General features: G+C 71.8%; 15 protein-coding genes. 5 read left to right on the forward strand and 10 right to left on the reverse strand.

The window, feature by feature from the left end; translation table 11 throughout:
• Positions 1-58: 58 nt before the first annotated feature.
• The gene (locus M3E84_RS04310) at positions 59-3094 is read right to left on the reverse strand and encodes a UPF0182 family protein (RefSeq protein WP_259894773.1); all 3036 of its coding nucleotides are present in this window, start codon (positions 3092-3094) and stop codon (positions 59-61) included.
• Positions 3095-3291: 197 nt separating this feature from the next.
• Positions 3292-4353: a PDZ domain-containing protein gene (locus M3E84_RS04315; RefSeq protein WP_259894775.1), complete on the reverse strand. Its 1062-nt coding sequence runs from the start codon at positions 4351-4353 to the stop codon at positions 3292-3294.
• A 265-nt stretch (positions 4354-4618) separates the two neighbouring features.
• Here M3E84_RS04315 and M3E84_RS04320 point away from each other — a divergent pair, with 265 nt between their 5' ends.
• Entirely contained in the window at positions 4619-6055 is a 1437-nt protein-coding gene (locus tag M3E84_RS04320) for a zinc-dependent metalloprotease (RefSeq protein WP_259894776.1), read from the forward strand.
• Here the strand turns inward: M3E84_RS04320 and M3E84_RS04325 are convergent.
• Positions 5992-6675 carry a M48 family metallopeptidase gene (locus M3E84_RS04325; protein WP_259894778.1) on the reverse strand — a complete coding sequence of 228 codons (684 nt, stop codon included), beginning with the start codon at positions 6673-6675 and terminating at the stop codon, positions 5992-5994. The genes M3E84_RS04320 and M3E84_RS04325 overlap by 64 nt on opposite strands.
• Positions 6676-6813: 138 nt before the next feature.
• Between M3E84_RS04325 and M3E84_RS04330 the strand changes: the two genes are divergently transcribed.
• A complete protein-coding gene (locus M3E84_RS04330; RefSeq protein WP_259894779.1) occupies positions 6814-7629 on the forward strand; it encodes a ThiF family adenylyltransferase in 816 nt (271 codons plus the stop codon).
• A 52-nt stretch (positions 7630-7681) separates the two neighbouring features.
• Here M3E84_RS04330 and M3E84_RS04335 read toward each other — a convergent pair whose 3' ends face one another.
• Entirely contained in the window at positions 7682-9568 is a 1887-nt protein-coding gene (locus tag M3E84_RS04335; protein ID WP_396415561.1) for an ATP-dependent helicase, read from the reverse strand.
• Positions 9562-10680: an NAD(+) diphosphatase gene (gene nudC / locus M3E84_RS04340; protein WP_259894782.1), complete on the reverse strand. Its 1119-nt coding sequence runs from the start codon at positions 10678-10680 to the stop codon at positions 9562-9564. Before nudC ends, M3E84_RS04335 begins: the two co-directional genes overlap by 7 nt.
• Before the next feature lie 180 nt (positions 10681-10860).
• On the opposite strand from nudC, the gene M3E84_RS04345 reads away from it, so the two are divergent.
• The gene (locus M3E84_RS04345) at positions 10861-12153 is read left to right on the forward strand and encodes a macrolide 2'-phosphotransferase (RefSeq protein WP_259894784.1); all 1293 of its coding nucleotides are present in this window, start codon (positions 10861-10863) and stop codon (positions 12151-12153) included.
• A gap of 59 nt (positions 12154-12212) precedes the next feature.
• Here M3E84_RS04345 and M3E84_RS04350 read toward each other — a convergent pair whose 3' ends face one another.
• Both M3E84_RS04350 and M3E84_RS04355 read right to left on the reverse strand, forming a co-directional pair.
• Positions 12213-16007 (reverse strand): ATP-dependent DNA helicase, encoded by a 3795-nt coding sequence (locus M3E84_RS04350; RefSeq protein WP_259894785.1) that lies wholly within the window; start codon positions 16005-16007, stop codon positions 12213-12215.
• Entirely contained in the window at positions 16004-19561 is a 3558-nt protein-coding gene (locus M3E84_RS04355; protein ID WP_259894787.1) for a UrvD/REP family ATP-dependent DNA helicase, read from the reverse strand. The genes M3E84_RS04350 and M3E84_RS04355 overlap by 4 nt, the downstream gene beginning before the upstream one ends.
• 234 nt (positions 19562-19795) lie before the next feature.
• Here M3E84_RS04355 and M3E84_RS04360 point away from each other — a divergent pair, with 234 nt between their 5' ends.
• Together M3E84_RS04360 and M3E84_RS04365 are read left to right on the forward strand one after the other, a co-directional pair.
• Positions 19796-20794, forward strand: coding sequence for a 3'-5' exonuclease (locus M3E84_RS04360; RefSeq protein WP_311200428.1), 999 nt, complete (start codon positions 19796-19798; stop codon positions 20792-20794).
• Positions 20795-20886: 92 nt separating this feature from the next.
• Positions 20887-21081 carry a CsbD family protein gene (locus tag M3E84_RS04365; protein WP_259894789.1) on the forward strand — a complete coding sequence of 65 codons (195 nt, stop codon included), beginning with the start codon at positions 20887-20889 and terminating at the stop codon, positions 21079-21081.
• A gap of 92 nt (positions 21082-21173) precedes the next feature.
• Here M3E84_RS04365 and hemL read toward each other — a convergent pair whose 3' ends face one another.
• From hemL to M3E84_RS04380, 3 genes are all read right to left on the reverse strand, one after another.
• Positions 21174-22493: a glutamate-1-semialdehyde 2,1-aminomutase gene (gene hemL, locus M3E84_RS04370; RefSeq protein WP_259894790.1), complete on the reverse strand. Its 1320-nt coding sequence runs from the start codon at positions 22491-22493 to the stop codon at positions 21174-21176.
• 125 nt (positions 22494-22618) lie between these two features.
• Positions 22619-23668, reverse strand: coding sequence for a porphobilinogen synthase (hemB, locus tag M3E84_RS04375; RefSeq protein WP_259894792.1), 1050 nt, complete (start codon positions 23666-23668; stop codon positions 22619-22621).
• A 1-nt stretch (position 23669) separates the two neighbouring features.
• On the reverse strand, positions 23670-24743 hold the full coding sequence (locus tag M3E84_RS04380) for a uroporphyrinogen-III synthase (RefSeq protein WP_259894793.1): 1074 nt from the start codon (positions 24741-24743) through the stop codon (positions 23670-23672).
• Positions 24744-24801 lie beyond the last annotated feature (58 nt).

Raw genomic sequence — 24801 nt, forward strand, 5'->3', positions numbered from 1 at the left:
GCTGCACTCGTCCCGACGGGGCCCTCACCTCAGCCTCAGGAATCGACCGACCGCCCGATCACTGATCCGCGTTCGGATCTGTGGGACCCGGCGAGGCGCTGGTGTCGATGCCCTCGGCCGTCATGGCGCGGTTGAGGGCGTCGTCGAGGCGATCCTGGGCCTCGCCGTAGGCGGCCCAGTCGCCGTCCTCCATGGCCGTCTGCGAGTCCGCCATGGCATCGGCGGCATCCGAGAGCGCCGAGTCCAGGTCGGCGCCGCCGCTGGGAGCGGAGGTCTCGCCGTCGGAGGACTGCTCCTCCTCGGCCGGCTGCTCGCCGCCCTCGGCCGCCTGGGCAGCCTCTTCCTCGGTGACGCCGGCGCCGTCGGTCGTCTCAGCGCCCGAGTCGCCGCCGAAGACCTGATCCAGGGCCTCATCGAGCGTGGGCGCGAAGCCGACCTCCTCGCCGAAGCTGACCAGCACGCGCCGCAGCGTGGGATAGCCGGACTCGCCCGAGGAGCGCACGTACACGGGCTGGATGTACATCATGCCGTCGTTGACCGGCAGGGCCAGCATGTTGCCGTTGATCACCTCGGAGCCGCCCTGACGCAGCAGGTTCAGCGCCGAGGAGACCTCGGTGTTCGAGTTGAAGTTGTTCTGCGCCTGTCCCGGTCCCGGGACCACCGAGCTCCGGGGCAGCTCGAGCAGCTTCAGATCTCCGTACTCGTCCGACTTCACGCCGTCCTCGCCGGTGCCTGCATCGCCGTTGGCGGCCAGGTAGCCGTAGAGCACGTTGCGGGAGTTCTCCCCTTCGTTCTGCTGCGGGATGAACGGGGTGGTCAGCTGGAAGCTGGCCTCCGACTCCCCCGGCATCTGCATGGACAGGTAGTACGGCGGGATGGCCGTGGAGACATCGGTCGTGGGGTCGTTCGGGATCGACCAGACGTCGTCGCCGGCATAGAACGAGCCCGAGTCAGTGACGTGATAGCGGTTGAGCAGCTCGCGCTGGACCTTGAAGATGTCCTCCGGGTAGCGCACGTGCTCCATCAGATCGGCCGACATCTCCGAATACGGCTTGAACGAGGCCGGGAAGATGCCCTGCCACGCCTGCAGCACGGGGTCCTGCTCGTCCCATGCGTACAGATCCACGGAGCCGTCGTACGCATCGACCGTGGCCTTGACCGAGTTGCGCATGTAGTTGGCCTGCTCGCTGGGCAGCGCCGCGGAGGCGCCCTCGGCCGTCGAGGTGTCCTCGGTGGCGTCGTCCAGCTCCATGGGAGTGGAGTACGGGTAGGCGTCCGAGGTCGTGTAGGCGTCCACGATCCACTTGACCTCCCCATCCACGATCGCGGGGTACGGGTTGCCGTCGACCGTCAGGTACGGGGCGACCTTCTCCACGCGCTCGCGCGGGGTGCGGTCGAAGAGGACCTGCGAATCCGGTCGCACGGCATCCGAGAACATCAGATCCGTGGACTGGAACTTGATGGCGTAGGACAGCCGGTTCAGCGGGTTGCCCACGTTGGGGCCGCCGTCGCCGGAGAACGTGGTGCGGACGTCGTCGTCCTCGTCGTCGGTGGTCGACGGCCGGTCCAGCTCGAGCTTGGGGTCCTCCTCCGTGCCGCCGACGATCGAGTACTCCGGGGACTGCTCGCCGAAGTAGATCCGGGGCTCGTAGTCCTCGGAGATCTCGCCGTCGGCCTTGATGCCGCCCTGGATGAACGACGGGGACCCGTCCGCCTCCACGCGGTCGCCGAAGGCCGCGATCATGCCGTAGCCGTGCGTGTAGACGACGTGCTGGTTGTACCAGCCCTCGGTCTCGCCCTGATTGAGCTCACGAGCGGCCAGCACGGTGTCCTGCACCTGGCCGTCGATCTCGTAGCGATCGACGTTCAGCGTGGAGGGGAACGAGTAGTACGGGCGGAACTGCTGCAGCTGTGCGAAGGCCGGGGAGACGACGTTGGGGTCCAGCAGGCGGATGTTGCTCGTGGTCTCCTCATAGTCGGCCAGCGCGCCCTCCTTCGTCTGCGTGGTGGCGTCGTAGGGCTGGGTCTCGGTGTCCTCCAGATCGAAGGCGGCGCGGGTGCCGTCGATGTTGCGCTGGATGTACTCGTCCTCCATCTGCTGCTCGGAGGGCAGGACCTGGAAGCGCTGCACGAGCGAGGGGTAGATCCCGCCGGCGACCACGGCGACGATCACGAGCATGGCCGTGCCGATCATGGGCAGGCGCCAGCGGCCCATGATCGCGGAGGCGATGAACAGCGCGGCGACCACCAGCGCCGCGGCGGCCAGGATGCCGCGCACCGGGATCACGGCGTTGATGTCCGTGTACATGGCCCCGGTCCAGCTGCCGCCGGTGTTGTTCAGGGTGGCGTAGCGGTCCAGCCAGAAGTTCACGCCCTGCAGCACGAGGAACGCGGCCGCCGTCACAGCCAGCTGCACGCGAGCCGCGCGGCTGAAGCTCAGTCCCCGCTCGGAGAGCCGGATGGCGCCGTAGAGGTAGTGGACCAGCAGCGCGGCGATGCCGCACAGCAGCAGCGTGGAGCTCAGGAAGCCGATCACCAGCTGCAGGAACGGCAGCGTGAAGACCCAGAAGGCCAGGTCCATGCCGAACTCGGGGTCCTCCTGCCCGAAGGGGACCTGGTGGAAGAACAGCAGGACGGTCTCCCACTGGGAGGCGATCGTGGAGGCCGTGAACAGGCCGAACAGCGCCGGGACCGCGATCATGGCGATCCGGCGCACCGGCTCGAAGGCCTGCTGATACCGGCGCAGGTTGTCATCCACCGCATCCGCGGCGGTGATCGGCCGATTGCGGTAGGCCAGGCGCATGGCCGTCCACAGAAGCCCGGCGACCAGCAGCGCGGCGACGATGAACAGCCCCGCACGCGCGATGTTCTGCGTGGCGAACACGTTCAGGTACCCGAGCTGGTCGAACCACAGGATCTCGGTATACACCTGCGTGAAGGCCACGAACGCGGCGATCAGGGCCACCACGATGATGACGGTCGGCAGCAGGGCTCCGTTGCGCCGGGACTGCCGGGCTGCCGGCCCGTCTCCAGCGGGAGTCCTGCCTGACGGGCCCTTCGGCGGGCGGGGCGGTTCTGCCGGTCCAGCGCTCACGTGATCCTGGGCCTTCCGTGGGGGTAGGAGCATTCGCGACCCGTACCCGGGCGACGCACCTGCGGCGCTGGTCGATCGGGCGGGTCGAGAGAGGTCAGGTGCCCCGAGTGAGACGGGACACTGCCGCTATTGTCCCGTCTGGCGAGGACATGAGCAAAGTCGGTGAATCCGCTGAGAGCCGAGGTTCGGGAGCCTGCTCAGTCCTGAGCGTCAGCGCAGGTGGGCAGCGAGGACAGATCGCCGTCCTCGGCCAGCACGGCCAGAGCCTCCTCGGCATCATCGAGGGTGTCCACCGCGACGACGGGCAGGCCGTCCGGCTCGTGGCCGCGCACCTCGTCGCAGTTCTCCACCGGCGCCAGGAACAGATCGGCGTCGGCATCCGAGGCTCCGATCATCTTCTGCCGGATGCCGCCGATCGGGCCGACATCGCCCTCGGCGTCAATGGTCCCGGTGCCGACCACGTGGTGCTCGCCAGCCAGCGAGCCCTCGGTGAGCTGGTCGATCAGGCTCAGCGAGAGCATCATCCCCGCGCTCGGCCCGCCCACGTCCTCCAGTCCGAACTCGACGTCGAGGGGGAAGTCGAACTCGCGATCGAGGTAGACGCCGAGCTGGCGGCCGTGGCCCTCATCGATCGTCTCGACGGAGAGGCTGCGGCGCGAGCCCTCACGCAGCACCGTGAGCTCGGCGGTGTCATCGCCCATGGCCTGGAGGTCCTCGCGCAGGGTCTCGAGGGAGGCGATGGGCTCGCCGTCGAGCTCGAGCAGCTGATCGCCGATCCGCACCGAGGACTCCGCCGGCGCCCCGGGCACGACCCCGATGACGCTCAGGGTGGTCCGGTAGTCATGCTCGAGGTTGTTCAGCCCGGCGGCGATCGCCATGTCCTGCGAGGACTCCATGGCGGCGGTGCCCGAGTCGTCGACCTCCTGCTGGGTGGTCGCCGGCGGGTACATGACCTCCAGCGGCAGGACCGCCATGCCCGGATCCGCCCACGAGATCATGGTCTCGAGCACGCGCGGACGCGAGTCCGGGCCGCCGACCACGTAGACGGTCGAGAAGTCGAGCTGCGAGTCGGTGGGGTAGGTCTGCGCACCCTCGATCGTCATGATCGGCTCGTCGCCGACCTCTCCGGCGATGTCGAACGTGGGGCCCGGCCGCTCGACCACGTACGGGGAGGGGGCCCAGGCGCACACGATCAGCAGCGCACCGGCCGCGATCAGCGATCCGCCTTCCAGACCGGGGCGGAATCGGGAACGGGACACGGGGCTGGACCTCAGGATCTACTCGGGCACCGGCGGGACAGGACCGCACGCACTCGGCGAGCGGATATCGACCGATCCTAGTCCGACGCGCTGCGGCATGCTCCCAGCGAACGACGGGCCGGCGCCGGGCCGCCGTCGCTACGCTGGGTGGACGACGCCCGCGTGCCCAGCGCACGAGGGCCCCCACAGGCCACCGGGACCGCCCCCGTACGGGGTGCCGCCGGCGGCGCACGAAGCCATCGATCTTCAGAACAGGACCAGGACCATGAGCTCCCAGTCACCGAACGGCGACGACGACCGCGAGGGTCAGGGCCAGGACCCCTTCCAGCAGATGTTCCAGCAGTTCCTGGGACAGTCCGGAATGTCGCAGGAGGACCTGCAGAAGATGGGCATGCCGTCCGACCCTGGCGCCCTGCAGGCCATGTTCGCGCAGGTGCAGTCCATGTTCTCGGGCGCCGGCCAGGACGGCCCCGTCAACTGGCAGGCCGCCAAGGACCACGCCCGCAGGGTCGTCTCCGCCGGAGGGGACCCCTCCGTGACGGAGTCCCAGCGCAAGGTCGTCGATGACGCCGTGCAGCTGGCGCAGCTGTGGGTCGAGGACCACACGAACTTCGGGCAGGGCCCGGTGCAGCCTGCCGCCTGGTCGCGCTCCGAATGGGTCGAGGCCACCTTCGGGACCTGGCAGGAGATCACCGGCCCCGTGGCCGAGTCGATCACCAAGGCGCTGACGGACACCCTCACCCAGCAGATGCCGGAGGAGGTCTCCCAGATGATGGGCGGGGCCTCGAACATGCTCGCCGGCGCCGGCGGGATGATGTTCGCCATGCAGCTGGGCCAGGCCATCGGCGGGCTGGCGGCCGAGGTCGTCTCCTCCTCGGACATCGGACTGCCGCTGGCCGAGGACCGCTCGGCCATGCTGCCGCGCAATGTCGAGGAGTTCGGCGAGGGCCTGGACATCCCCGCTCAGGAGATCGTGATCTACCTGGCCGTCCGGGAGGTCGTGCACACCCGCCTCTTCCACGCAGCCCCCTGGCTGCGCCCCCACCTGATCGACCTGATCACCCGGTTCTCCCGCGAGATCCATATCGACATGGAGCGCATCGAGGGCCTGGCCGCCGATATCGACCCCTCGGACCCCTCCGCCGTGCAGGAGGCGCTGAGCTCCGGGGTCTTCGTGCCGGAGCAGTCGGCCGAGCAGAAGGCCGTGCTGGGTCGCCTCGAGACGCTGCTGGCGCTGATCGAGGGCTGGGTCGACGTCGTGACCGTGCGCGCCACCGCCAATCTGCCCTCAGCATCCGCGCTGTCGGAGACCATCCGCCGCCGTCGCGCCTCGGGCGGGCCCGCCGAGCACGCCTTCGCCTCCCTGATCGGGCTCGAGCTGCGCCCGCGCCGCATGCGCGACGCCGCCGCATTCTGGGAGCGCGTCGAGCAGCGCCGGGGCCTCGAGGACCGCGACGGGCTCTGGGAGTCCCCCGAGCTGCTGCCCACCGACGAGGACCTCGACGATCCCGAGGGCTACGAGTCCCGGCGCGGGCTGCTCACCGCCTCCGAGGACGAGTTCGACGCCGCCCTGCGCAGCCTCCTGGACAGCGAGTCCATGTCCGGGGACGACGCGAGCGGCTCCGGCACCGCTGAGGATCAGGAGCCGGGCTCCGAGGCGGAGTCGGATTCCGATCCGGATTCGGGAGACAGCGGACGCTGATCCTCCTGCCCCAGGGCCCAGGCCGCTCCCTCAAGGAAGGCCTGGGCCCTGGCCATGTCCGGATGCAGGGCCTCCAGACGGCGGAACTCCCGGCCATGACCTGCCTCCAGCAGGTGGCACAGCTCGTGGTGCAGCACGGTGTCGAGCACCCACTCAGGGGCACTGCGCAGCCGATCCGAGACGCGGATCCGTCCCGTGGCAGGCGTGGCCGAGGCCCAGCGGGTGATCTGCCGGGAGGTCCACACCACGTCCGTCGGCTGGGCCCTCCCCTCCAGGAGCCGCTCGGAGAGCTGCCGTGCCCGGCCCATCAGGTACTCGTCGCGCCCGCGGGCGTTCGACGCGGCGAGGGTGCGCTCGCGCTGGGCCACCAGTCGGGCGGTCATCTGCTCGGACCACCGCGCGACCTCCCGGGCTGACATCCTCGCCGGGACCTGCAGGACGATCCGCTGCCCCGACCAGTGCGCCGAGACCGTGCGACGACGGCGCTGCGAGCGCCGGACCTCGACCTCCGGCTCCGCGCCGCCGACGGCGCCCGACTCTGCTGCGACGGGCTCGGCCGCGACGGCTGCGCTGTCCGAGTGAGCGGCGGGCTGCTGGCGGGGGAGACGGGCGGCAGGCATGGACCGAAGGCTACCCACCCTCGCCTGTGGACAGCCGCCGCCCCGGCCCGGTCTCGCGCAGACTGCAGGCCCGAGGGCTTCCCGGATCCCCATTGTCCGCCGATGACTCCGCCCGCTGAGAGGACTCCCATGCTGCCCATGGCTCCCGTGCCCGCCGCGCCGGCTCGGCTCGATGCCCTGCTCATGCCCCGGTCCGCTGCCACGCACCGGAGCCTGGGCGCGGCCGTGTGCGAGATACGCGTGCTGCTGCTGGGGCTGAGCCCAGTCACCGCGGCCGCGGCCGTGATGCTCGCCGGGTGCGGGGTGCGCGGCTTCACCGTGGTCGACGACGGCTGGGTCACCTGGTCCGATGCCCGCGCCGGCTCCTTCGACTCGACCGAGGTGGGACTGCCCCGGGACCTGTGCACGCGCCGACGCATCCGCTCGGCCAACGCCCTGGCAGCCCCGGTGACCTGGACCGACGACGTCCTCACCGACGCGCGCCCCGGCCGCGTGGTGCTGCGGGCCTCCCGTCTGCGGGCATCCGCACAGCACGGCGAGCAGCTCGAGCTGCCCGCCGATCATCTGGCGCTTCCGTCGGCAGTGCCGCTCGTGGAGGTGCTGCAGCTGCCCGAGCACGCGGGGCTCAGTGCTGCGGTGCTCGGGCGGGTCGCCGCCTGGCGCCGACGGCCATGTCAGCAGTGCCTGCAGCGGATCGCCGAGCAGGCCGGGACTCACGCAGCGCAGCAGCCGGGCGGTCCCACGCCACTGATGGCTCTGCGCGCCGCGACTCCCGCGCACACGGCGTGGGCGGCGGGGATGGTGGTCCAGGCCGTGCTGGCCGCCGCGCTGGAGCCCGAGGAGGCGGCGCCGGAGTCACCGCAGCGGTGGCTGCTCAGTCCCGGGCACCCCTTCAGCACGCTCACGGCTCTGCCGCAGCTGCCCGGACCGGCCTGCGATCTGTGCCGCGGGTGAGGTCCTGCGTCAGGGCTGCCGGGCTGCCGGGCTGCCGGAGATCGTGGCCGTCTCAGCGTGTGAGCAGCAGATCCTTCAGGAAGCGTGAGGGGCGTCGATTGGCACGGCCTCCCGGGGTGCGCGAGGCCGAGCACGAGAGCATGAGCTGCTCGCGGGCACGGGTGATGCCGACGTAGAGCAGGCGGCGCTCCTCGTCGATCTCATCCGAGGTCTCGGCGAAGGTGATCGGCATGAGCCCCTCTGACAGACCGGTCAGGAAGACCGCATCCCACTCCAGGCCCTTGGCCGAGTGCAGCGAGGCCAGCGTGACGCCCTCGACCGGGGGCGCGTCCTGCGCCACAGCCCTGCGGCCGAGCTCCTCGGCCACGTGGCCCAGCGTGAAGGGCCCGGGGCCCTCCGTGCCGGCGCGCTGGGCCGCACTGACCGATTCGCTGTGCGCGGCGGCCAGGCGGTCCGTCATGTCCACGAGCGCGGCCATGGACTCCCACTTCTCGCGCGTGCTGCCCACAGTGCGCGGAGCGTTGCGCGACCATCCCAGCGAACGCAGCATGTCCCGGACCTGCTGGGTGACCGCACCGGTTCCGGCCTCCGCCTCGGCGCCGGCCGCCGAGCGGATCTGCACGATCGCCTGGCGCACCTCCGGGCGGCGGAAGAACTGCTCGGTGCCGCGCAGGCGGAAGCCGATCCCGGCATCCGCCAGGGCGGTCTCGAAGGCCTGGGCCTGTCCGTTGGTGCGGTAGAGCACGGCGATCTCGGTGGCCGGCACGCCGTCGTCGAGCAGATCCTGGATGCGCACGGCGGTGCCCTGGGCCTCGGCCTGATCATCCTGGTACTCATGCCAGTCCGGAACAGGCCCGGCCGCGCGCTGGCCCACGAGGCGCAGGGGCTCGGCCCACAGCCCCTCGGTGGAGTCCAGGCCGGGGCGCCGCGCGCTGAGCAGCCTATTGGCCGTGTCGACGATCTGCGGCGTGGAGCGGTAGTCGCGCACCAGGCGGATCACACGGGCCGAGTCGTAGCGGGCGGGGAACTCGAGCAGGTGCCGTGACGTGGCGCCGGTGAACGAGTAGATGGTCTGGGAGGCGTCGCCGACCACGCAGAGGTCGTCGCGCGGGCCGAGCCAGGCGTCGAGCAGGCGCTGCTGCAGAGGCGAGACGTCCTGGTACTCGTCGACCACGAAGTGCTGGTACTGCGCCCGCACGGCCGCTGCGATGCGCTGATCCTCCTCGAGGATCCCGGTCATCACGGCCAGCACATCCTCGAAGTCGATCAGGTTCCGGTCGGTCTTGAGCTCCTCGTAGGTCTGCCACAGCCGCTGGATCGTGGTGGCGCTGTGCCCACCCGGCAGGTCCCGGACGCTTCCGGCGGCGGCCTCCCGGGCGATGGCATCCGGGTACATGTCCGGCACGAGCAGCAGGGCGCGGGCTCGCTCGATCTCCCCCGAGAGGTCCCGGATCGCAGCGCGATCGCTGCTCAGGCGCATGGAGCCGGCGGCCTCGGCGATCAGCCGCGCCTTGTGCGTGACCAGGTCCGGGATGGATCCGCCCACGGCCTGGGGCCAGAAGTACTGCAGCTGGCGCAGCGCCGCCGAGTGGAAGGTGCGGGCCTGGACGCCCTCCGCGCCCAGCAGCCGCAGCCGATCGCGCATCTCATGGGCGGCCCGGGCCGTGAAGGTCAGCGCCAGGACCTTCTGAGGGGTGTAGACCCCCACGGCGATCCCGTAGGCGATCCGGTGCGTGATGGCCCGGGTCTTGCCGGTGCCGGCACCGGCAAGCAGACAGACCGGTCCGCGCAGAGCAGTGGCGGCCTCGCGCTGCTCGGGATCCAGACCCTCGAGGATGCGCTCCTCCAGCGGCCGCTGGTCCGCCTCCGGCAGTGCGAACAGGGCCGAGGAGGCGGCGTCCGGGACGATCTCGCGCTCGAGGTGCCCGATGCTCACCATTCCACCCCCGTCAGCGCGCCGCCGTACCAGTGCTCGATCAGGCTGCGGGCGATCGAGATCCGCCCGGGCAGCCTCAGCTCGCCGGCCTCCGAGGTGCGGCGCAGCTGCTCGCGGGTCACCCAGCGCAGCTCGGCGATCTCGACGCCGTCCGGGGCGACCGCTCCGCCCTGCAGGCGCGCGGTGCAGCCGATCATCAGCGATCGCGGGAACGGCCACGGCTGAGAGCCCAGGATGCGGACATCGCCCACGATCGCGCCGGACTCCTCCTGGATCTCGCGGCGCACCGCCAGATCGATCGACTCCCCCGGCTCCACGAAGCCCGCCAGCGTGGAGAAGCGGTCCTCCGGCCATGCTGCGGCGCGTCCCAGCAGCAGGCGCTCCTGGTCGCTTCCAGGCTCGCCGTCGGTGACGCTGACGATGATCGCCGGGTCGGTGCGCGGGAAGTGCAGCGAGGAGTCGTTGGGGCACACGCGCACCCAGCCCGAGCGCTCGATCTCCGTGATCTCTCCGCAGCGCGGGCAGCGGGGGTGATCCAGGTGCCAGGCGGTAGCGGCCTGGGCGGCGACCGCCAGCGCCTCGTCCTCCGGGGACCGTCCGATCAGCGACAGGGCCGCCCGACGCAGCCCCTGCCACTCGTATCCGGGCGCGGTGGTCTCGAGCAGGTCCTGGACGGCCGCGATCTGCCGACCGAGCTCATCGACCACGCCGTGGGTGGTGTCCTGCAGCGCGGAGTGGGAGTCGTCCAAGGGCTGGACCGTGACGCCCACGCGCTGCTGCGGATCATGCGCCCGGTCCATGAGCACCGCGGAGGCGGCGACCTCGCCCAGGAAGACCTCCGGGCGCGCTGGATCAGAAGGCAGCTCCGGCAGCTGCGAGCGCTCCAGCAGCACCAGTCGGTCCTCGCGCATCGGCAGGCGCCCGCCGAGCATCACGAGCGTGAGCCGGGCGCTGCGGCGCAGATCCGTGTGCTCGCGCTCGACCGCGCGCCGATCGAGCGCCTCCGTGGAGAGCATGGACGACGGGTCCAGGCGATCAGAGCTCGGCTCGGCAGAGCGGCTGGGGGCCTGGTGGTCGTGGGCTGCGGCGGTGTTGCGGGTCTGGTCTGTGGGCACCTGACCACTCTAGGGCCCGGCGCCGACGACGCCACGCGGTCGCTCCCGCACTCGCGGGCCCAGCGTCGGCACCTGTGCGCATGAGCCACGTCGCGGACCTGCAGCGCAGGCTGTGGAGCAGGTCGGGATGCCTTCGTCGTGCGCGGGAAGCGGCCAGGAACCGCTTGTAGGGTTGCCCGCATGACATCGTCCCTGGAGCACCTGGCGGCCGCGGCGGCCGCGGCAGTCCCCGGGCTGCGCCCCGCGGGTGTGGCCCCCTCCCCCGACGACGACGCCGACTTCCGCTCTGCTGTGGTCGTCGATGCCTCGCAGCGCCGGTGGCGCGTGCGCAGCGCGCTGAGCGATGAGGCCTCCATGCGCCTGGCCTCCGAGCACTCGGTGCTCAGCTCCTTCAGCCCCGCTCTGCGCGCCAAGCTGCCGTTCCACATGCCCACCGTCGTGGGCTCGGTCGAGGACCGCGGTCGGCGCCTGTTCGTGTACTCGCACCTGCCCGGGCGCCCCGTGCCGATCGACGAGCTCATGGACCTGGCCGAGGCCCCGCCGACGCGCCCGCAGCCGCCGAGCGCAGAGCCCGTGCCACCGGCGGCCGCGCAGCTGGGCCAGCTGATCGCTGCGATCCACTCGCTGCCGCGCGCCATGGTCATGGACGCCGATCTCCCGGCCTACAGCTCCGAGCAGTGCCGCAGGCGCCGCCTCAGCGAGCTCGATCAGGCCGCGAGCACCGGACGCATCCCTGCGGCTCTGCTGCGCCGTTGGGAGGAGGCCCTCGAGGACCGCACGCTGTGGCGCTTCTCGACGCATGTGATCCACGGAGATCTCCACGAGGACAACCTGATCGTGGAGGGCAATCGGGTCACGGCCGTCACCGGCTGGTCGGACGTGCACGTGGGCGATCCCGCCGATGACTTCGCCTGGCTGATCGGCGCCAGCGATCCGTCGTTCGCGGCCGCAGTGATCGCCGAGTACGCACGGCTCACCCCCGCCGAGCCGGATCCGCACCTGCTGCGTCGGGCACATCTGGAGGCCGAGTTCGCTCTGGCGCGCTGGCTCGTGCGGGGCATCTCGCGAGATCTGCCGGAGCTGATCGCCGATGCCGAGTCCATGCTGCGCATCCTGGAGAAGGACGTGGAGGCCTATGAGCAGGAGCTCTCGGCCGCCCGGCGTGCACCGGCCGAGGAGTCGGTCGAAGCCCGCACCGAACATGCCCGCAGCGCCCGGCAGCGCGCCGAAGAGGTCTCCTTCACGACCACCGGCACGCGCGGGCTGAATCGGGAGTCGCTGTTCTCCGATCCCGCCGACGACGCCGGCGCGGGCGCGGAGCACAGGTCCCGGCAGGACGGAAGCCGCCCGGGAGCCGCAGGCCCGCAGGACGAGGCGACCGCGGAGCCTGAGGATGCCCTCGAGGCCGACCAGCGGCCCGAGGCCACGGTGACCCCGCTGCGCCGCCCCGGCACCCGACCCTCCGAGGACTGAGACCGAGCTGGTCTCCGTCAGCTCCGGCCGTGGAGTCCGGGGCTGCGACGGCGATCGGCTCAGTCGAAGGCGCGGCTGACCATGCGCTCGAGCTGCTGCTCATCCGCCAGGTCGTGAGGGCGGATGGTGCGGTCCTCGGAGACGAAGTAGAACGCCGCGGACACGTCCTCGATCGGCACCCCCTGCAGCCGAGACCAGCCCAGCCGGTAGACGGCCAGCTGCACGGCTCGACGTGCCAGCTCCCCCTCCGAGGGCACCGCGCCGGTCTTCCAGTCCACGAGCTCCCAGCGGCCATCCTCGGAGCGGAAGACGGCGTCGATCCGACCGCGGATGGTGACCCCCGAGATCGGCGTCTCGATGGGATGCTCGACCGACCACGGCTGCCGGTTGCCCCACTGCCCGGCCCGGAAGATCTCGGCCAGGCGCGGGAGATCGTAGGACTCGTCCACGAAGTCGTCCTCGGCGGGGAATTCGTCCAGATCGAAGATGGCCGAGGACTGGAAGTGCTCCTCGATCCACGAGTGGAAGGCCGTGCCGGCCCGAGCGGCCATACCGGGGCGCCGCGGCATGGGACGGCGGAACTGAGCGGCCACCGCCTGCGGGTTGCGACCCAGCTCCACCACGGTGGAGGCCGACAGGTGCGAGGGCAGGGCCAGCTCCTGGACCTCGCTGCGCGTCTCGTGGGCGGCCAGCAGGACGCGGGCCTCCTCGAGCCAGCGGGCGATCTGAGGAGCCTGGATGCTCTGCGCGATCTCTGGGCTGTCGATCTCCGTCGGCCCGGTCTGCGACTGGGTCTTCTCCGTCTGCTGGCTCACCTGCCGGGCCGCAGCCTCCACGCGCGCGCGCCGACCGGCGTGGGGTGCCGGATGGGTCTCGACTCCTGGCTGCTGCGGATCGGTGGGCGCCTGGGCCTGCTCGCCGCGGGTCTCCATGACCACGGGGCCCTCGAGGGGGTCATAGGGCCAGGCCGCCCAGAGGCGGCGGGACTGCTCGGGGTTCTTCTCGTCAGCGGCCGCGTCCTCCCAGCCCGCCAGCTCGATGCCATCGATGACCCGATGCTGCTCGTCCTGCGGAAGCGCGACCGGTGCGGAGTCGAAGGCCTTCTCCTGGGCCGCCTCCCGAGCGATCTCCAGCCCCGGCTGGCCGGTCAGCGGCAGCAGCTCCAGCAGGAATCGCGACGGGCTCAGCCGTGTGGCGGCAGCGCCCGAGAATGCGCTCGAGGACAGGTGAAGGCAGCTCCTGGCCCGGGTGAAGGCCACGTAGGCCAGACGGCGCTCCTCCGCCTCGGCATGCTGGGCGGCGTCCTCCTTGAACTGCTCCAGGGAGTCGTTGAGGGCGTCGAGGTCCGAGGTGTCCTCGCTCCACTGCGGCAGGAACGCGCGGTCCCCGCGCAGCGGCCAGGGGACGTCCGAGGGGTCCTTGAGCCACCGGGTGTCCTTGGTCGAGGGGAAGTGCGACTGGTTCATCCCGGGCACGTGCACGTGATCCCACTCGAGGCCCTTGGAGGCGTGGACGGTCAGCAGCTGCACCGCCCCCGGCGTGGGCTCCGGCGCGGCGGTGTCCAGCTTCTCCTCGCGGGAGGCGACGTCCAGCCAGGCCAGGAACGCCCCGACGTCCTGCGTGGCGCTGGCCGCGCTGAAGGAGGCCGCCAGGTCGAGGAACGCGTCCAGGTCGCGGCGTCCCTGCTCGGCTCGGGCCTCCGGTCGGGCGGCGACCTCGATGTCCAGGCCGAGGCTCCGCTCGATCACCGAGATGATCGTGGCCAGGTCCTCCGAGAGCCAGGTCCGCAGCTCGGCCAGCTCCTCGGCGAAGGCGACCAGACGCTGCCGGCCGGTCTCGCTGAGGCTGCGCCCGGATCCGGAGACCCACTCCGGGCGGGGCAGGGTCTCTACGGCCTCCACGAGGGAGGCTGCGTCGACCCGGTCCGGTTCGACCAGGACGTCTTCCGGAGGCTGGTCCTTCACCGCGTCCTGAGGCTCACCCGGCGAGTCGATGTCCTCGATCAGGCCCATGTCCGCGGCAGCGCTGCGGCGCCGCTCGAGGTGCCCGGCCCAGTCGCCGAGTGCGGCGAGGTCATGGGCGCCCAGCCGCCAGCGGGCACCGGTCAGAAGCCGGGCCAGGGAGTCGGAGCGGCCCGGGTCGGTGAGCACCCGCAGCGTGGCCACGATGTCGACGACCTCCGGCACCTGCAGCAGACCGCCGATGCCGACGACCTCCACTGGGAGACCCCGTGCGACCAGCTCGCGGCGCACGGGCTCGAACTGGGCTCGGCGCCTGCACAGCACCGCCGTGGTGGGCAGCCTCTGGTCACCGTGCGACTGCTCGCGCGCGGTCAGGATCTGCTCGGCGATCGCGGCGGCCTCCTCCTGATCCGAGCGGTGACGGGAGAGCAGGACCTGCCCGCGCTGCGCCCCGGGGCGCGGGTCCAGCCCCGGGACCTTCTTCAGGCCCTGCCCGGCACCGCCGGTGCTCCACGGCGGCGGGGTGCGCAGCGGCTCTGCGGTGCTGTTCGCGGCATCGAGGATCGCCGTGTCATTGCGCCAGGCCGTGGTCAGGAACGAGACGGCGTCCTCGGGATCCCCCGGCACCGGGAAGTGGTCGCTGAAGCCGAAGAGCTGTCCGGCCGAGGCCCCTCGGAAGCCGTAGATCGACTGCTGGGGATCCCCCACCGCCATCACGGAATGGCCGTGGCCGAAGAGCTTCGCGAAGATCTGCATCTGCGCGTGCGAGGTGTCCTGGAACTCGTCGAGCAGCACCACGCGGTACCGCTCGCGCTCGGAGGGGCCGCACGTCCGGTCCTCCTCCGCAAGGCGCGCCGCATGGCTGAGGAGATCGCCGAAGTCCATGACCTCGGCCCCCTCCTTGGCCTGCTGATAGCGCTGAGCCATGCGGCACAGCACGCCCGTGCGCAGCAGCCGATCAGCGGCCTGCTGGATGTCCTTGGTGATCTTCTTCTTCCGGCTGCCCGGCCGCGGCGAGGTCTCGAGCATGGCCTGTCCGAGCCGGTCGGTGTGCCTGCGGATGTCATCGAGGTCCAGCAGGTGCTCGGCCGCCCCCGACGACAGCGCGAGGACCTGCTGGACAGCAGTGGACATCCGCAGGTCCGGCGGGACCTCGCCGTCCCAGGACTCGACGACGCGCGAGGCGATCTGCCAGGCCTGGGCCGGACCGAGCAGGGCGGTCTCCGGCTCCAGGCCGATCCGCAGCCCGTAGGTGCGCACGAGCGTGCTGGCGTATGAGTGATAAGTCAGCACCGTGGGCTCGAGCACCGGCGAGGTCTCCCTCTGCGCGGCCCCTGCCCTCTGGCTGGGGTCCTCCGAGGAGGCCGCGGCCGAGTCCTGCGCAGCGGGTACGACGAGGCCCTTGGAGCGCAGCACACCCAGCCGCCCGCGGACGCGGTCGCGCAGCTCTCCGGCTGCCTTGCGAGTGAAGGTCACGCCGAGGACCTGATCCGCGCTCACGATGCCGTTGGCCACGAGCCACACGACCCGATCGACCATGGTGGCCGTTTTGCCGGAGCCTGCGCCCGCGACCACGAGCCGCGGGGTCAGCGGGGCCGCGATCACCTCCGCCTGCTGCGGGGTGGGCTGGTTGCCGCCCAGTGCCTCTGCGAGCTCCTGGGGGCTCCACCGCGGCTCGATGCCCAGGTACGGGTGGGGTTGCTTTCCGGTCTCCCCGGCGCCTCCGCTCGAGGCCGGCATTTCGGGCTCCGAGGTGCCATATCCCGGAGTCTGCTCAGACGGCGCGTCCTGGGGGCGGGTGCTGTGCTCAGAGGCCATGCCGGGCTCCTTCTCGGTCTCCTCGTTGATCCGGTGGTGAGCCCTGCGGTGGCTGGAGGCTCTGGACTCGCTCATTCGGTGACCTGCCGTCCCTCGGCGCACAGCGGGCAGATCTCCGGGAGGCTGCAGCCGATCCCGCCGTGGCCCGTGTTGGACCCGGCGGTGTGGCTGGCCAGGAAGCGATCACCGGCCACCAGGTCTGCGGCCGCCGCGACCAGCTCGCGGACCCGCACCCCGCCGTCCTCGGTGAGCCCGTCCTGCAGCTGCGTGCTGACGTTGACCGTGTCCTTGCCCAGCTGGACCAGCAGCGCCCCGCCGGGCAGGTGCTGCAGAGGGCCCTCCTGCAGGACCAGGGGCTCCTGCTGCTCGGGTTGCTGCCCCTGCGAGAGCGCCTCCTGCTGCGAGTCGCGCTGCTGCTCGTCGACCATGGCCTGGCCTGCGCCGGCGGCCAGAGCCGCCTGATAGGCCAGCAGCTGCGGATGCTCGGGCAGATCCTTGTTGGCTGGTGCGCTGCGCCCGGTCTTGAGGTCGACCACCACGAATCGGCCCTGATCGTCGATCTCGAGGCGGTCCACCCGACCGCGCAGCAGGGCATCGCGCGCGCGACCGTGAATGAGGACCTGGAAGCCTCCCTCCACGAGGGCCAGGCGCCGATGCTCGTCCTTGCGGGCCTGGATCACGTACTGGGCGAAGCGGCGCAGCATGGTCTCGGCACGCTCCTTGAGCAGATCCGACTCCCAGGTATCCGGCAGCCCGAGCTCACGCCATCGGCGATGCATCTGCGCGGCCAGCTGATCTCCCGTGCCCTCGGGGGCCTCCTCCGCGATCGAGTGGACCAGGGTGCCGACCGAGCGAGCGGCATCCGAGGCCTCCTCCGCACGGGCCGTGGCCACGTACCAGTCCAGCGGGGAGCGCTGGATGGTCTCGATGCGCGAGGGCGACAGTGGCACAGGCTGCTGCGGATCCAGGACCTCGTGCGAGGACGACAGCGGCAGCAGGCCCCACCATTGGTGCGGGGCGGCCCCGTCCACCGGCTCCGGCGAGGAGGCGAAGCGGTGCAGCAGCCTGGCTGCCGCCTCCCGCTGTCCTTCCGGGGCCGTCTCCTGCTGCAGCGCCCGGCGCAGCTCGGCGGTCAGCGCCCGCAGCGTGGGCGGACGCGGCGCGGCCCGCACGGGACGGGCCTGTTCAGCGGCCTCCGGGTGGAGGGAGGGGTCCCACGGGTCCACGAGGTCCAGGAACTCCGAGGGGTTCTCCTCCTCGGAGGCCACCGCCGTGGCGATCAGCTCGCGCGAGGCCCGGGAGACGGCCGTGGCGAACTGGCGCAGCTCGTCATGGCGGACCTCGGTGAGCCGGGCGGCAGGGCTGGTCTGGGCGGCGACGTCCACGCCGAGCTCAACCGCATCCGTGAGCCGCTGGGCTCCCAGCAGCTGACCCCGAAGCGCCGTGTTGGGCCATCTGCCCTCCTGCAGCCCGGCGATGAACACGACCGGCCAACCGCGTCCGGCGGCAGTGGCCGGGGTCATGATCTCCACGGAGGCTCCGGTGGGCGCCCGTGCCGCGAGGGTGTCCATGGGCAGGTCCTGGTTCTCCAGGAAGTCCAGGAACTCCTGCGGACCAGCTCCCGGACGGTGATCGGCGAAGCGCTCGGCCGTGCCGAACAGCGCGACCACGGCGTCGAGGTCGCGATCGGCCCGCTGGCCCTCAGGACCTCCGGCCAGGGCTGTGCGCTGCCAGCGACCGGCCACGCCGGAGGCATCCCACAGGGCCCACAGCACGGTCTCGGCGGTGGCGCCGTCGGCGCGCAGCGCGGTGCGTCCTGCCTGCAGCATCCGTGCGACCCGACGCGCTGGTGCGGCTCGAACACCGGCCTGCTCCATGACGGTGGGGTCCAGCAGTGCCTCCACGAGCAGCTGGTCCGAGCTGCGTCCTCCGCCCGAGCGCAGCTCATGGGCGCGCAGGCGCTGACGCAGGCGGCGAAGGTCCATGGCCGAGGCGCCGCCGATCCGCGAGCTGAGCAGCTCGACGGCCTCGTGCGCCTCCAGCACGGCACCGTGCTGCGCGGGGCTCTCGCCTGCCGTGGGAGCCTCCACCGACCTCTGCGACCCGGGCTGCGCCGCGGCGGGGTCCTGCTGCCCGCGTGCCCGTGTCTCGGACGTCTGCGGCTCGGATGCCTGTGGGTCGGACATCTGGTGGTCCGCGCTGCGGTCCGTCGTGCGTTCGGCCACGATCAGCCGCAGAGCGGACAGCAGCGGCTTCACGGCGGACTCGTCCCGGACGGGGGTCTCCGCCGCCGAGGTGGTCACGGGCACTCCGAGTGCGGTGAGATGGCGCTGAAGCGACTGCAGGCGATCGCTCGAACGAACGATCACCGCGATGTCCTGCAGCGCCACGCCCTGCAGCAAGTGGCGCTCGAGGATGGCGTGGCCGATCCAGCGGGCCTCCTGCGCGGCCGAGCCGAGCAGGACGGCCTGGGGCAGCCGCGCCCCCGCCGGCTCCTCCCCCTGGATCACCGGCCGCGGACGCCGGAGGTGCTGAGCGGTCTCGAGCGCGGGGATCCGCTGCGCCGCGCGCTGCCAGGCCAGCTGGATCGCCTCCGGCATTCGGTGCCCAGTTCCGAGGACGCGACGCGTGAGAGGGCGCTCGGGGGTGCCCAGGCGGTCCTCGAGCCCGCGCAGCAGGTCCGGGCGAGCGCCGCGGAAGCCCTGCACGACGGTGTCCGGCGAGGCGGCGATCACGACGTCGCGACCCCGGCACAGCACCTCCAGCAGACGGTGGATCGACGGCGTGGCCTCCTGGAGATCATCGATCACCACGAACTCGAGCCGCTGCTGCTCCCGGTGCAGGAACTCGGGGTTCTCCACGAGGGCCCGGCAGGCCTCGCTCACCAGCGCTGCGGGGTCGAAGGCCTCCGGCATGCGCAGACGGCGCACGCGCAGGTACTCACGGCGCAGCACCGAGGCGGCGATCCAGTCCGGGCGCTGCATCTCCCGCCCCAGCTGCTCGAGATCCTCCGGGCTGAGCCCGTGCTCGCACACCCGGTCGAAGAGGTCCCGGATCTCCTGCCGGAACCCACGGGTCCCCACGGCCTCCGAGAGATCCGGCGGCCACACGACGGCGGCGCCGTGGCCCTTCCGGTGCCCGGCCATCAGCTCCTTGAGCAGGACGTCCTGCTCGGGTCCCGACAGCAGCAGGGGCGGCTGATCGACTCCCGGCAGCAGCCCCTCCGCCTGCGCCCTGCGCAGGAGGTCGAAGGCGTAGGCCTGCCAGGCTCGCACCGGCGGAGAGGTCATGGTGGTGGCCGCGGTGGCGGTCAGGGTGTCCCGGGCACGAGCGGCCGCAGCGCGTGACGGGGTGAGCACCAGCAGACGGTCTGCGGGCAGCCCCTCGCGCAGCCGGCGTGCGGCCAGTGAGAGCAGGGCCGTGCTCCGCCCCGTGCCCGGCGCCCCCAGCACGAGCTGCGGACCGCATCCGGTCTGAAGCCCTGCGACCTCCCGCTGGTCATCGTCCAGGGCCGCGAGCTCCGGGAGCACGAGCGAGCTGCGCTGCGCCGGAACCAGGCGCCAAGCCGAGCGCGCGGCGGAGAGATCGACGACGGGCTCGGGGGGATGCGACGGCCGCTGCTGGGACATGGCCACATCGCACCACAGCGCTCCGACAGCACAAGCCGCCCTCGGTACGCCGGCGCGTCGTCGTCGCTGTCGGTGCCACAAGTCCGTGGTGGCCTGCGCCCTCCGCCGCAGCGCTCGACGAGGCAGCACAGTGCGCCGAGCGCGGATGCACCTCGCGCGCATTGTGCGGACACAGAGATTGCGCGGATACAGAGGCAGCGCAGTGCTGTCGGAGCGCCTCCGTACGGTGTTGGCATGGCCAGCAGACCCGATCCGTCCGAGCAGACCGACCCGCTCTTCGAGCTCCCGAGCTCGTCGCGCAGCACTGCGGCGAGCCCTGCGCAGTCCGAGCCGCAGGAGGCTCAGCTGCCGCTCTTCGAGGCTCCCGCCGCACCGCCAGGTGCCCCCGAGCAGGCGGATCGCCCGCAGCAGGAGGGCCACCCAGAGCAGGCCGAGGCCTCCGAACAGGCCACGGACCCCGCCCAGTCGAGCGCTCATGCCCCGACCTCGTCGGAGCCTCGGGCCCACGGCCCGTCCGCCGGCTCTCAGGACTCCAGCACCCCCTGGAACGAGCTGCCGCGTGCGGCCTTCGACCTGGAGACCACGGGCAAGGACGCCCACGAGTGCCGGATCGTGACCGCCGCGCTGCTGCTGATCGACGCCCGGGGCGAGATCGTGCAGCGCTGGGACTGGCTCGCCGATCCCGGGGTGGAGATCCCCGAGGGCGCGGCAGCGGTGCACGGCATCTCGACCGAGCACGCCCGCGAGCACGGCCGCCCGGCCGCGGAGGCGGTCCCGGAGATCGTGGCAGCCGTCGCGGACCTGCTGGAGCGCGGGATCCCGGTGCTGGCCTTCAACGCCTCCTACGACTTCACCGTGCTGGCCGCAGAGGCCCGGCGTCACGGGCTGCAGGCTCCTGAGGCCTTCCCGGTGCTGGACCCCTATGTGATGCACAAGCACGTGCGGGTGCGCTGGCGCGGCAAGCGCACGCTCGTGGCGCTGTCCGAGGCCTACGGAGTGGACCTGGAGGAGGCCCACACCTCCGCGGCGGACGCCCTGGCCGCCGAGCAGGTCGCACGCCGCCTGGCCGAGGAGTTCGCCGAGCTGCGCATGCCGGCTGCGCAGATCCACGGGCAGCAGATCGAGTGGGCCGCCGAGCAGGCTACCGATTTCCAGGAGTTCCTGCGCGAGCGCCGTCAGGACCCGAGCATCATCATCGACGGCACATGGCCGGTGCGTGACCAGCAGGGATGACCCCGGCAGGACTGCCGCGCATCGGTTTCCCGCAGTAGACTTGCAACTCCCCCGTCGGCCTGACGGCCGGCACCAGAGCACAGGAGGTTCCCATGGGACTCGGTGACAAGATCAGCAACAAGGCCCAGGAGGTCTCGGGCCAGGCCAAGCAGAAGATCGGCGAGGCCACCGGAGACGAGCGCCTGCAGGGCGCGGGCGAGCAGCAGGAGAACTCCTCGAACGTCCAGCAGGCAGGCGAGCACCTGAAGGATGCCAAGGACGACATCCTCGGCGGCGACAACCGCTGAATCGCCGCTGAAGACTCAGCGCCCCGGCCCCGTTCCGCGATGCGGAAGGGACCGGGGCGCTGCCATCTCCGGGCGGCTGGGCCCGTGGCCGGTCAGGCGCCTGCCGGCTGCGCCTGGGCGGCCGCCTCGGCGGCCTTGGGCAGAGCGTCGATGATGCGCTGCATGGCGGACTCGTCGTGCGCCGCGGAGAGGAACCAGGCCTCGAACACCGACGGCGGCAGGTACACGCCCTGCTCCAGCATGGAGTGGAAGAACGGCGCCCAGCGGAACACCTCCTGGGACTTGGCATCCGCGTAGGTGCGCACCGGGCGATCCGAGGTTCCGAAGGTCACCGAGAACAGCGACCCGGCGCTCTGGATCGAGTGGTCCACCCCGGCGGCAGACAGGGCCGAGGAGACCTCGCCGCGCAGCTGCTCGGAGTGCCTGTCGATGGTCCGGTAGCAGTCGTCGTCGGCCAGCTGGAGCGTGGCCAGACCAGCGGCCATGGCAACCGGGTTCCCGGACAGCGTGCCGGCCTGGTAAACGGGGCCGGTGGGGGCCAGGTGCTCCATGACCTCGCGGCGACCGCCCAGCGCTGCGACCGGAAGTCCGCCGCCGATGACCTTGCCGAAGGTGAAGATGTCCGGCTCCCAGCCACCCTCCTGGGGCGCGCTCAGGCCCCAGTAGCCGGCGGGATCCACGCGGAAGCCCGTGAGGACCTCGTCGAAGATCATCAGGGCGCCGTGGTCCCGGGTGATCTCCCGCAGGCCGGCGTTGAAGCCCGGATCCGGCGGGACCACGCCCATGTTGGCCGGGGAGGCCTCGGTGATCACGGCGGCGATGCGTCCCTCGTGGGCGGCGAAGGCCTCGCGCACGGCGTCGAGGTCGTTGTACGGCAGCACGAGGGTCTCGGCAGCGGTCGCCTCGGTGACTCCGGCCGATCCCGGCAGCGACAGCGTGGCCACACCGGAGCCGGCCTCCGAGAGCAGCGAGTCCACGTGGCCGTGGTAGCAGCCGGCGAACTTGATCACCAGGTCGCGACCGGTCACCCCGCGGGCCAGGCGCAGCGCGGTCATGGTGGCCTCCGTGCCGGTCGAGACCATGCGGATCTCATCCAGCGCCGAGACGCGCTGGACCAGGTGCTCGGCCAGCTCGGTCTCCCCGCGCGTGGAGGCGCCGAAGGACAGGCCCTTCTCGACGGCGGCGTGCACGGCCTCCAGCACGACGGGGTGTGCGTGCCCGACCAGCGCCGGACCCCAGGACCCCACGAGATCGACGAACTCGCGGCCATCGGCATCGGTCAGGTACGGCCCGCGCGCTGCGGAGATGTACGGCGGGGTGCCCCCGACGGAGGCGAACGCACGCACCGGCGAGTTCACCCCTCCGGGGATCACGCGACGAGAGCGCTCGAAGAGCTCTTCGGAGACTGACATTAGGGGTCCTTTCCTGTGATGCGGGTGCGCCGCGGGGCAGCGGCTGCGTCGTAACAGGCGCCCCGCTCGCACGAGGTCGTCGTGGGTGTCCGTGCCCCGCCTGGGCAGCGGTGTGGATCCGGGCTTCAGCGCAGGCCGTTGTCCTCGCGCCACCAGCGGGCCAAGTCGGTCGCGAAGTAGGTCAGCACGGTATCGGCGCCTGCCCTCACGATCGACAGCACCGACTCCTGGGCCGCGGCGCGGCGGTCGATCCAGCCGTTGGCCGAGGCCGCCTGGATCATCGCGTACTCCCCGGAGATCTGGTAGGCGGACACCGGCACCGGCGACTGGTCGGCCACCTCCCGCAGGATATCGAGGTAGGACATGGCCGGCTTGACCATGACCATGTCCGCGCCCTCTGACAGGTCCAGCTCGAGCTCGCGGAGGGCCTCGCGCCGGTTGGCGGCGTCCATCTGGTAGGTCTTGCGATCGCCCGTCAGAGACGAGTCGACGGCCTCGCGGAACGGGCCGTAGAACGCTGAGGAGTACTTCACGGCATAGGCCAGCACCACGATGTCCTGGTATCCGGCGGCATCCAGGGCATCGCGGATGACCCCCACCTGGCCGTCCATCATCCCGGACGGGCCAAGTACGTGGGCTCCGGCCTCGGCCTGGGCCACCGCGGCCCGCGCGTAGATCTCGAGGGTGGCGTCGTTGTCGACGCGGCCCTGATCATCCAGCACCCCGCAGTGCCCGTGATCGGTGAACTCGTCCAGGCAAAGATCGGCCATCACCAGGAGGTCATCGCCGACCTCGTCGCGGACCTCGCGCAGCGCCCGGTTGAGGATCCCGTCCGGGTCGGTGAGGCCCGAGCCGGAGGCGTCCAGGGCCGTGGGGACGCCGAAGATCATGATGCCGCCGAGCCCGAGCTCGACCGCCTCGGCGGCCGCACGGCGCAGCGAGTCCATGCTGTGCTGCACCACCCCGGGCATGGAGGCGATCTCGACCGGCTCCTGCAGCCCCTCCTTCACGAACACCGGCAGGATCAGCTGCGACGGGTGCAGGCGGGTCTCGCGCACGTGGCGGCGCATGGTCTCGGACTGGCGCAGGCGCCGCGGGCGGTGGGGCAGATCGACGCTGAATCGACGGCTCCCCGGAGCCTCGGCTGCTGTAGTGCGATCGAGGCGATCGTTCATGTCATTCCTCCTGTGCTGATAAAGCGATGTCTTCAGGTGCGGGCCGCTGGAGCCCCGGCGGAGCGGCCACGGCCCGTTCGAGTGCTTCGACGAGCCCGGACGGCGCCGTGGACTCTGCCACGACCGCCTCGAGGCCCAGGGCGACGACGGCGGTGTGCGTGGGCTGCCCGATGACCGCCAGCGCGGTCGAAAAAGCCTGCACGAGCCCGTCTGCCAGCGCGCGGACAGCCGACGGCGCGGTGAGGATCACACCGTCGACCGTCCCGGCGGCCAGCTCCGAGCAGGCCTGCTCGACGGTGCGCACGGTGTCGTGCTGCGCCGCGGGTGCTGCGACCAGGGGATCCTCGGCCGGCCACGGAGCCATCCGGTAGGCGTCGCGGCGCCGCACCTGCCACCCCAGCTCCTGCAGCCCGCGGGTCAGCTCGGGCGAGGCCGCCGCCGACTGGGGCAGCAGCACGGTTCCGGGCCGCGGCGGGGCGGGGGTCACCTGCTCGGTCTCCGAGTGCGCGGCGGCGGGCTCCGGCTCCGAGACGAGGCTCCCCGGCTCCTGCGGGTGGGCCCAGGTCTCGAGCAGCCCGGCGGCCGAGGCGGTGCGATGGGGCTGCAGATGAACGGGCACGGCATGGCTCTCGAGCTCGGCCGCAGTGGCCGGCCCGACGGCCGCCACGCGCAGCCCGCGCTCGATGCCGGGACCCAGCAGGTCCCCGAGGCCGCACTCGTGCGTCTCGAGTGCCAGACGATGCAGGGCGCGCACCGTGTTGGCCGAGGTCGCCACGAGCCACAGGGGCTTGGCCCGGTCCGGGGCCCCATGGGAACCTGCGGCCGGTGCCGGCGAGCGGCCCTTGGTCGAAGGCAGCTGTGCTGAGGGCAGCTTCGCCGAGGAGCCCTCGGTCGAGCTGCCGAGAGGCGCTGCGAGCCTCGGCCCCTGCGCCGCCGTCTCGAGCAGCTCGAGCAGGTCCTGACGCTGCCGGCCGGTGACCGGCTCGGCCTCCTTGACGGGAACGAGCACGGGCTGGGCTCCGCGCTCGCGCAGCAGCCCCAGCAGCTCGGAGGCCCGATCCGGGGTGCGGGTCACGACCACGGTCCGGCCCCGAAGCGGGCTGTCTGCGCAGCGGGCCGGGGGCTCCTGCCCC

The sequence above is a fragment of the Kocuria sp. p3-SID1428 genome (assembly GCF_025149945.1).
Classification (GTDB): domain Bacteria; phylum Actinomycetota; class Actinomycetes; order Actinomycetales; family Micrococcaceae; genus Kocuria.

Bases quoted from the DNA above. Each gene is read 5' to 3' on its own strand.
- M3E84_RS04320 (WP_259894776.1), top strand. From the start codon at position 4,619: ATGAGCTCCCAGTCACCGAACGGCGACGACGACCGCGAGGGTCAGGGC.
- M3E84_RS04325 (WP_259894778.1), bottom strand. From the start codon at position 6,675: ATGCCTGCCGCCCGTCTCCCCCGCCAGCAGCCCGCCGCTCACTCGGAC.
- M3E84_RS04330 (WP_259894779.1), top strand. From the start codon at position 6,814: ATGGCTCCCGTGCCCGCCGCGCCGGCTCGGCTCGATGCCCTGCTCATG.
- M3E84_RS04335 (WP_396415561.1), bottom strand. From the start codon at position 9,568: ATGGTGAGCATCGGGCACCTCGAGCGCGAGATCGTCCCGGACGCCGCC.
- M3E84_RS04345 (WP_259894784.1), top strand. From the start codon at position 10,861: ATGACATCGTCCCTGGAGCACCTGGCGGCCGCGGCGGCCGCGGCAGTC.
- M3E84_RS04350 (WP_259894785.1), bottom strand. From the start codon at position 16,007: ATGAGCGAGTCCAGAGCCTCCAGCCACCGCAGGGCTCACCACCGGATC.
- M3E84_RS04355 (WP_259894787.1), bottom strand. From the start codon at position 19,561: ATGTCCCAGCAGCGGCCGTCGCATCCCCCCGAGCCCGTCGTCGATCTC.
- M3E84_RS04360 (WP_311200428.1), top strand. From the start codon at position 19,796: ATGGCCAGCAGACCCGATCCGTCCGAGCAGACCGACCCGCTCTTCGAG.
- M3E84_RS04365 (WP_259894789.1), top strand. From the start codon at position 20,887: ATGGGACTCGGTGACAAGATCAGCAACAAGGCCCAGGAGGTCTCGGGC.
- hemL (WP_259894790.1), bottom strand. From the start codon at position 22,493: ATGTCAGTCTCCGAAGAGCTCTTCGAGCGCTCTCGTCGCGTGATCCCC.
- hemB (WP_259894792.1), bottom strand. From the start codon at position 23,668: ATGAACGATCGCCTCGATCGCACTACAGCAGCCGAGGCTCCGGGGAGC.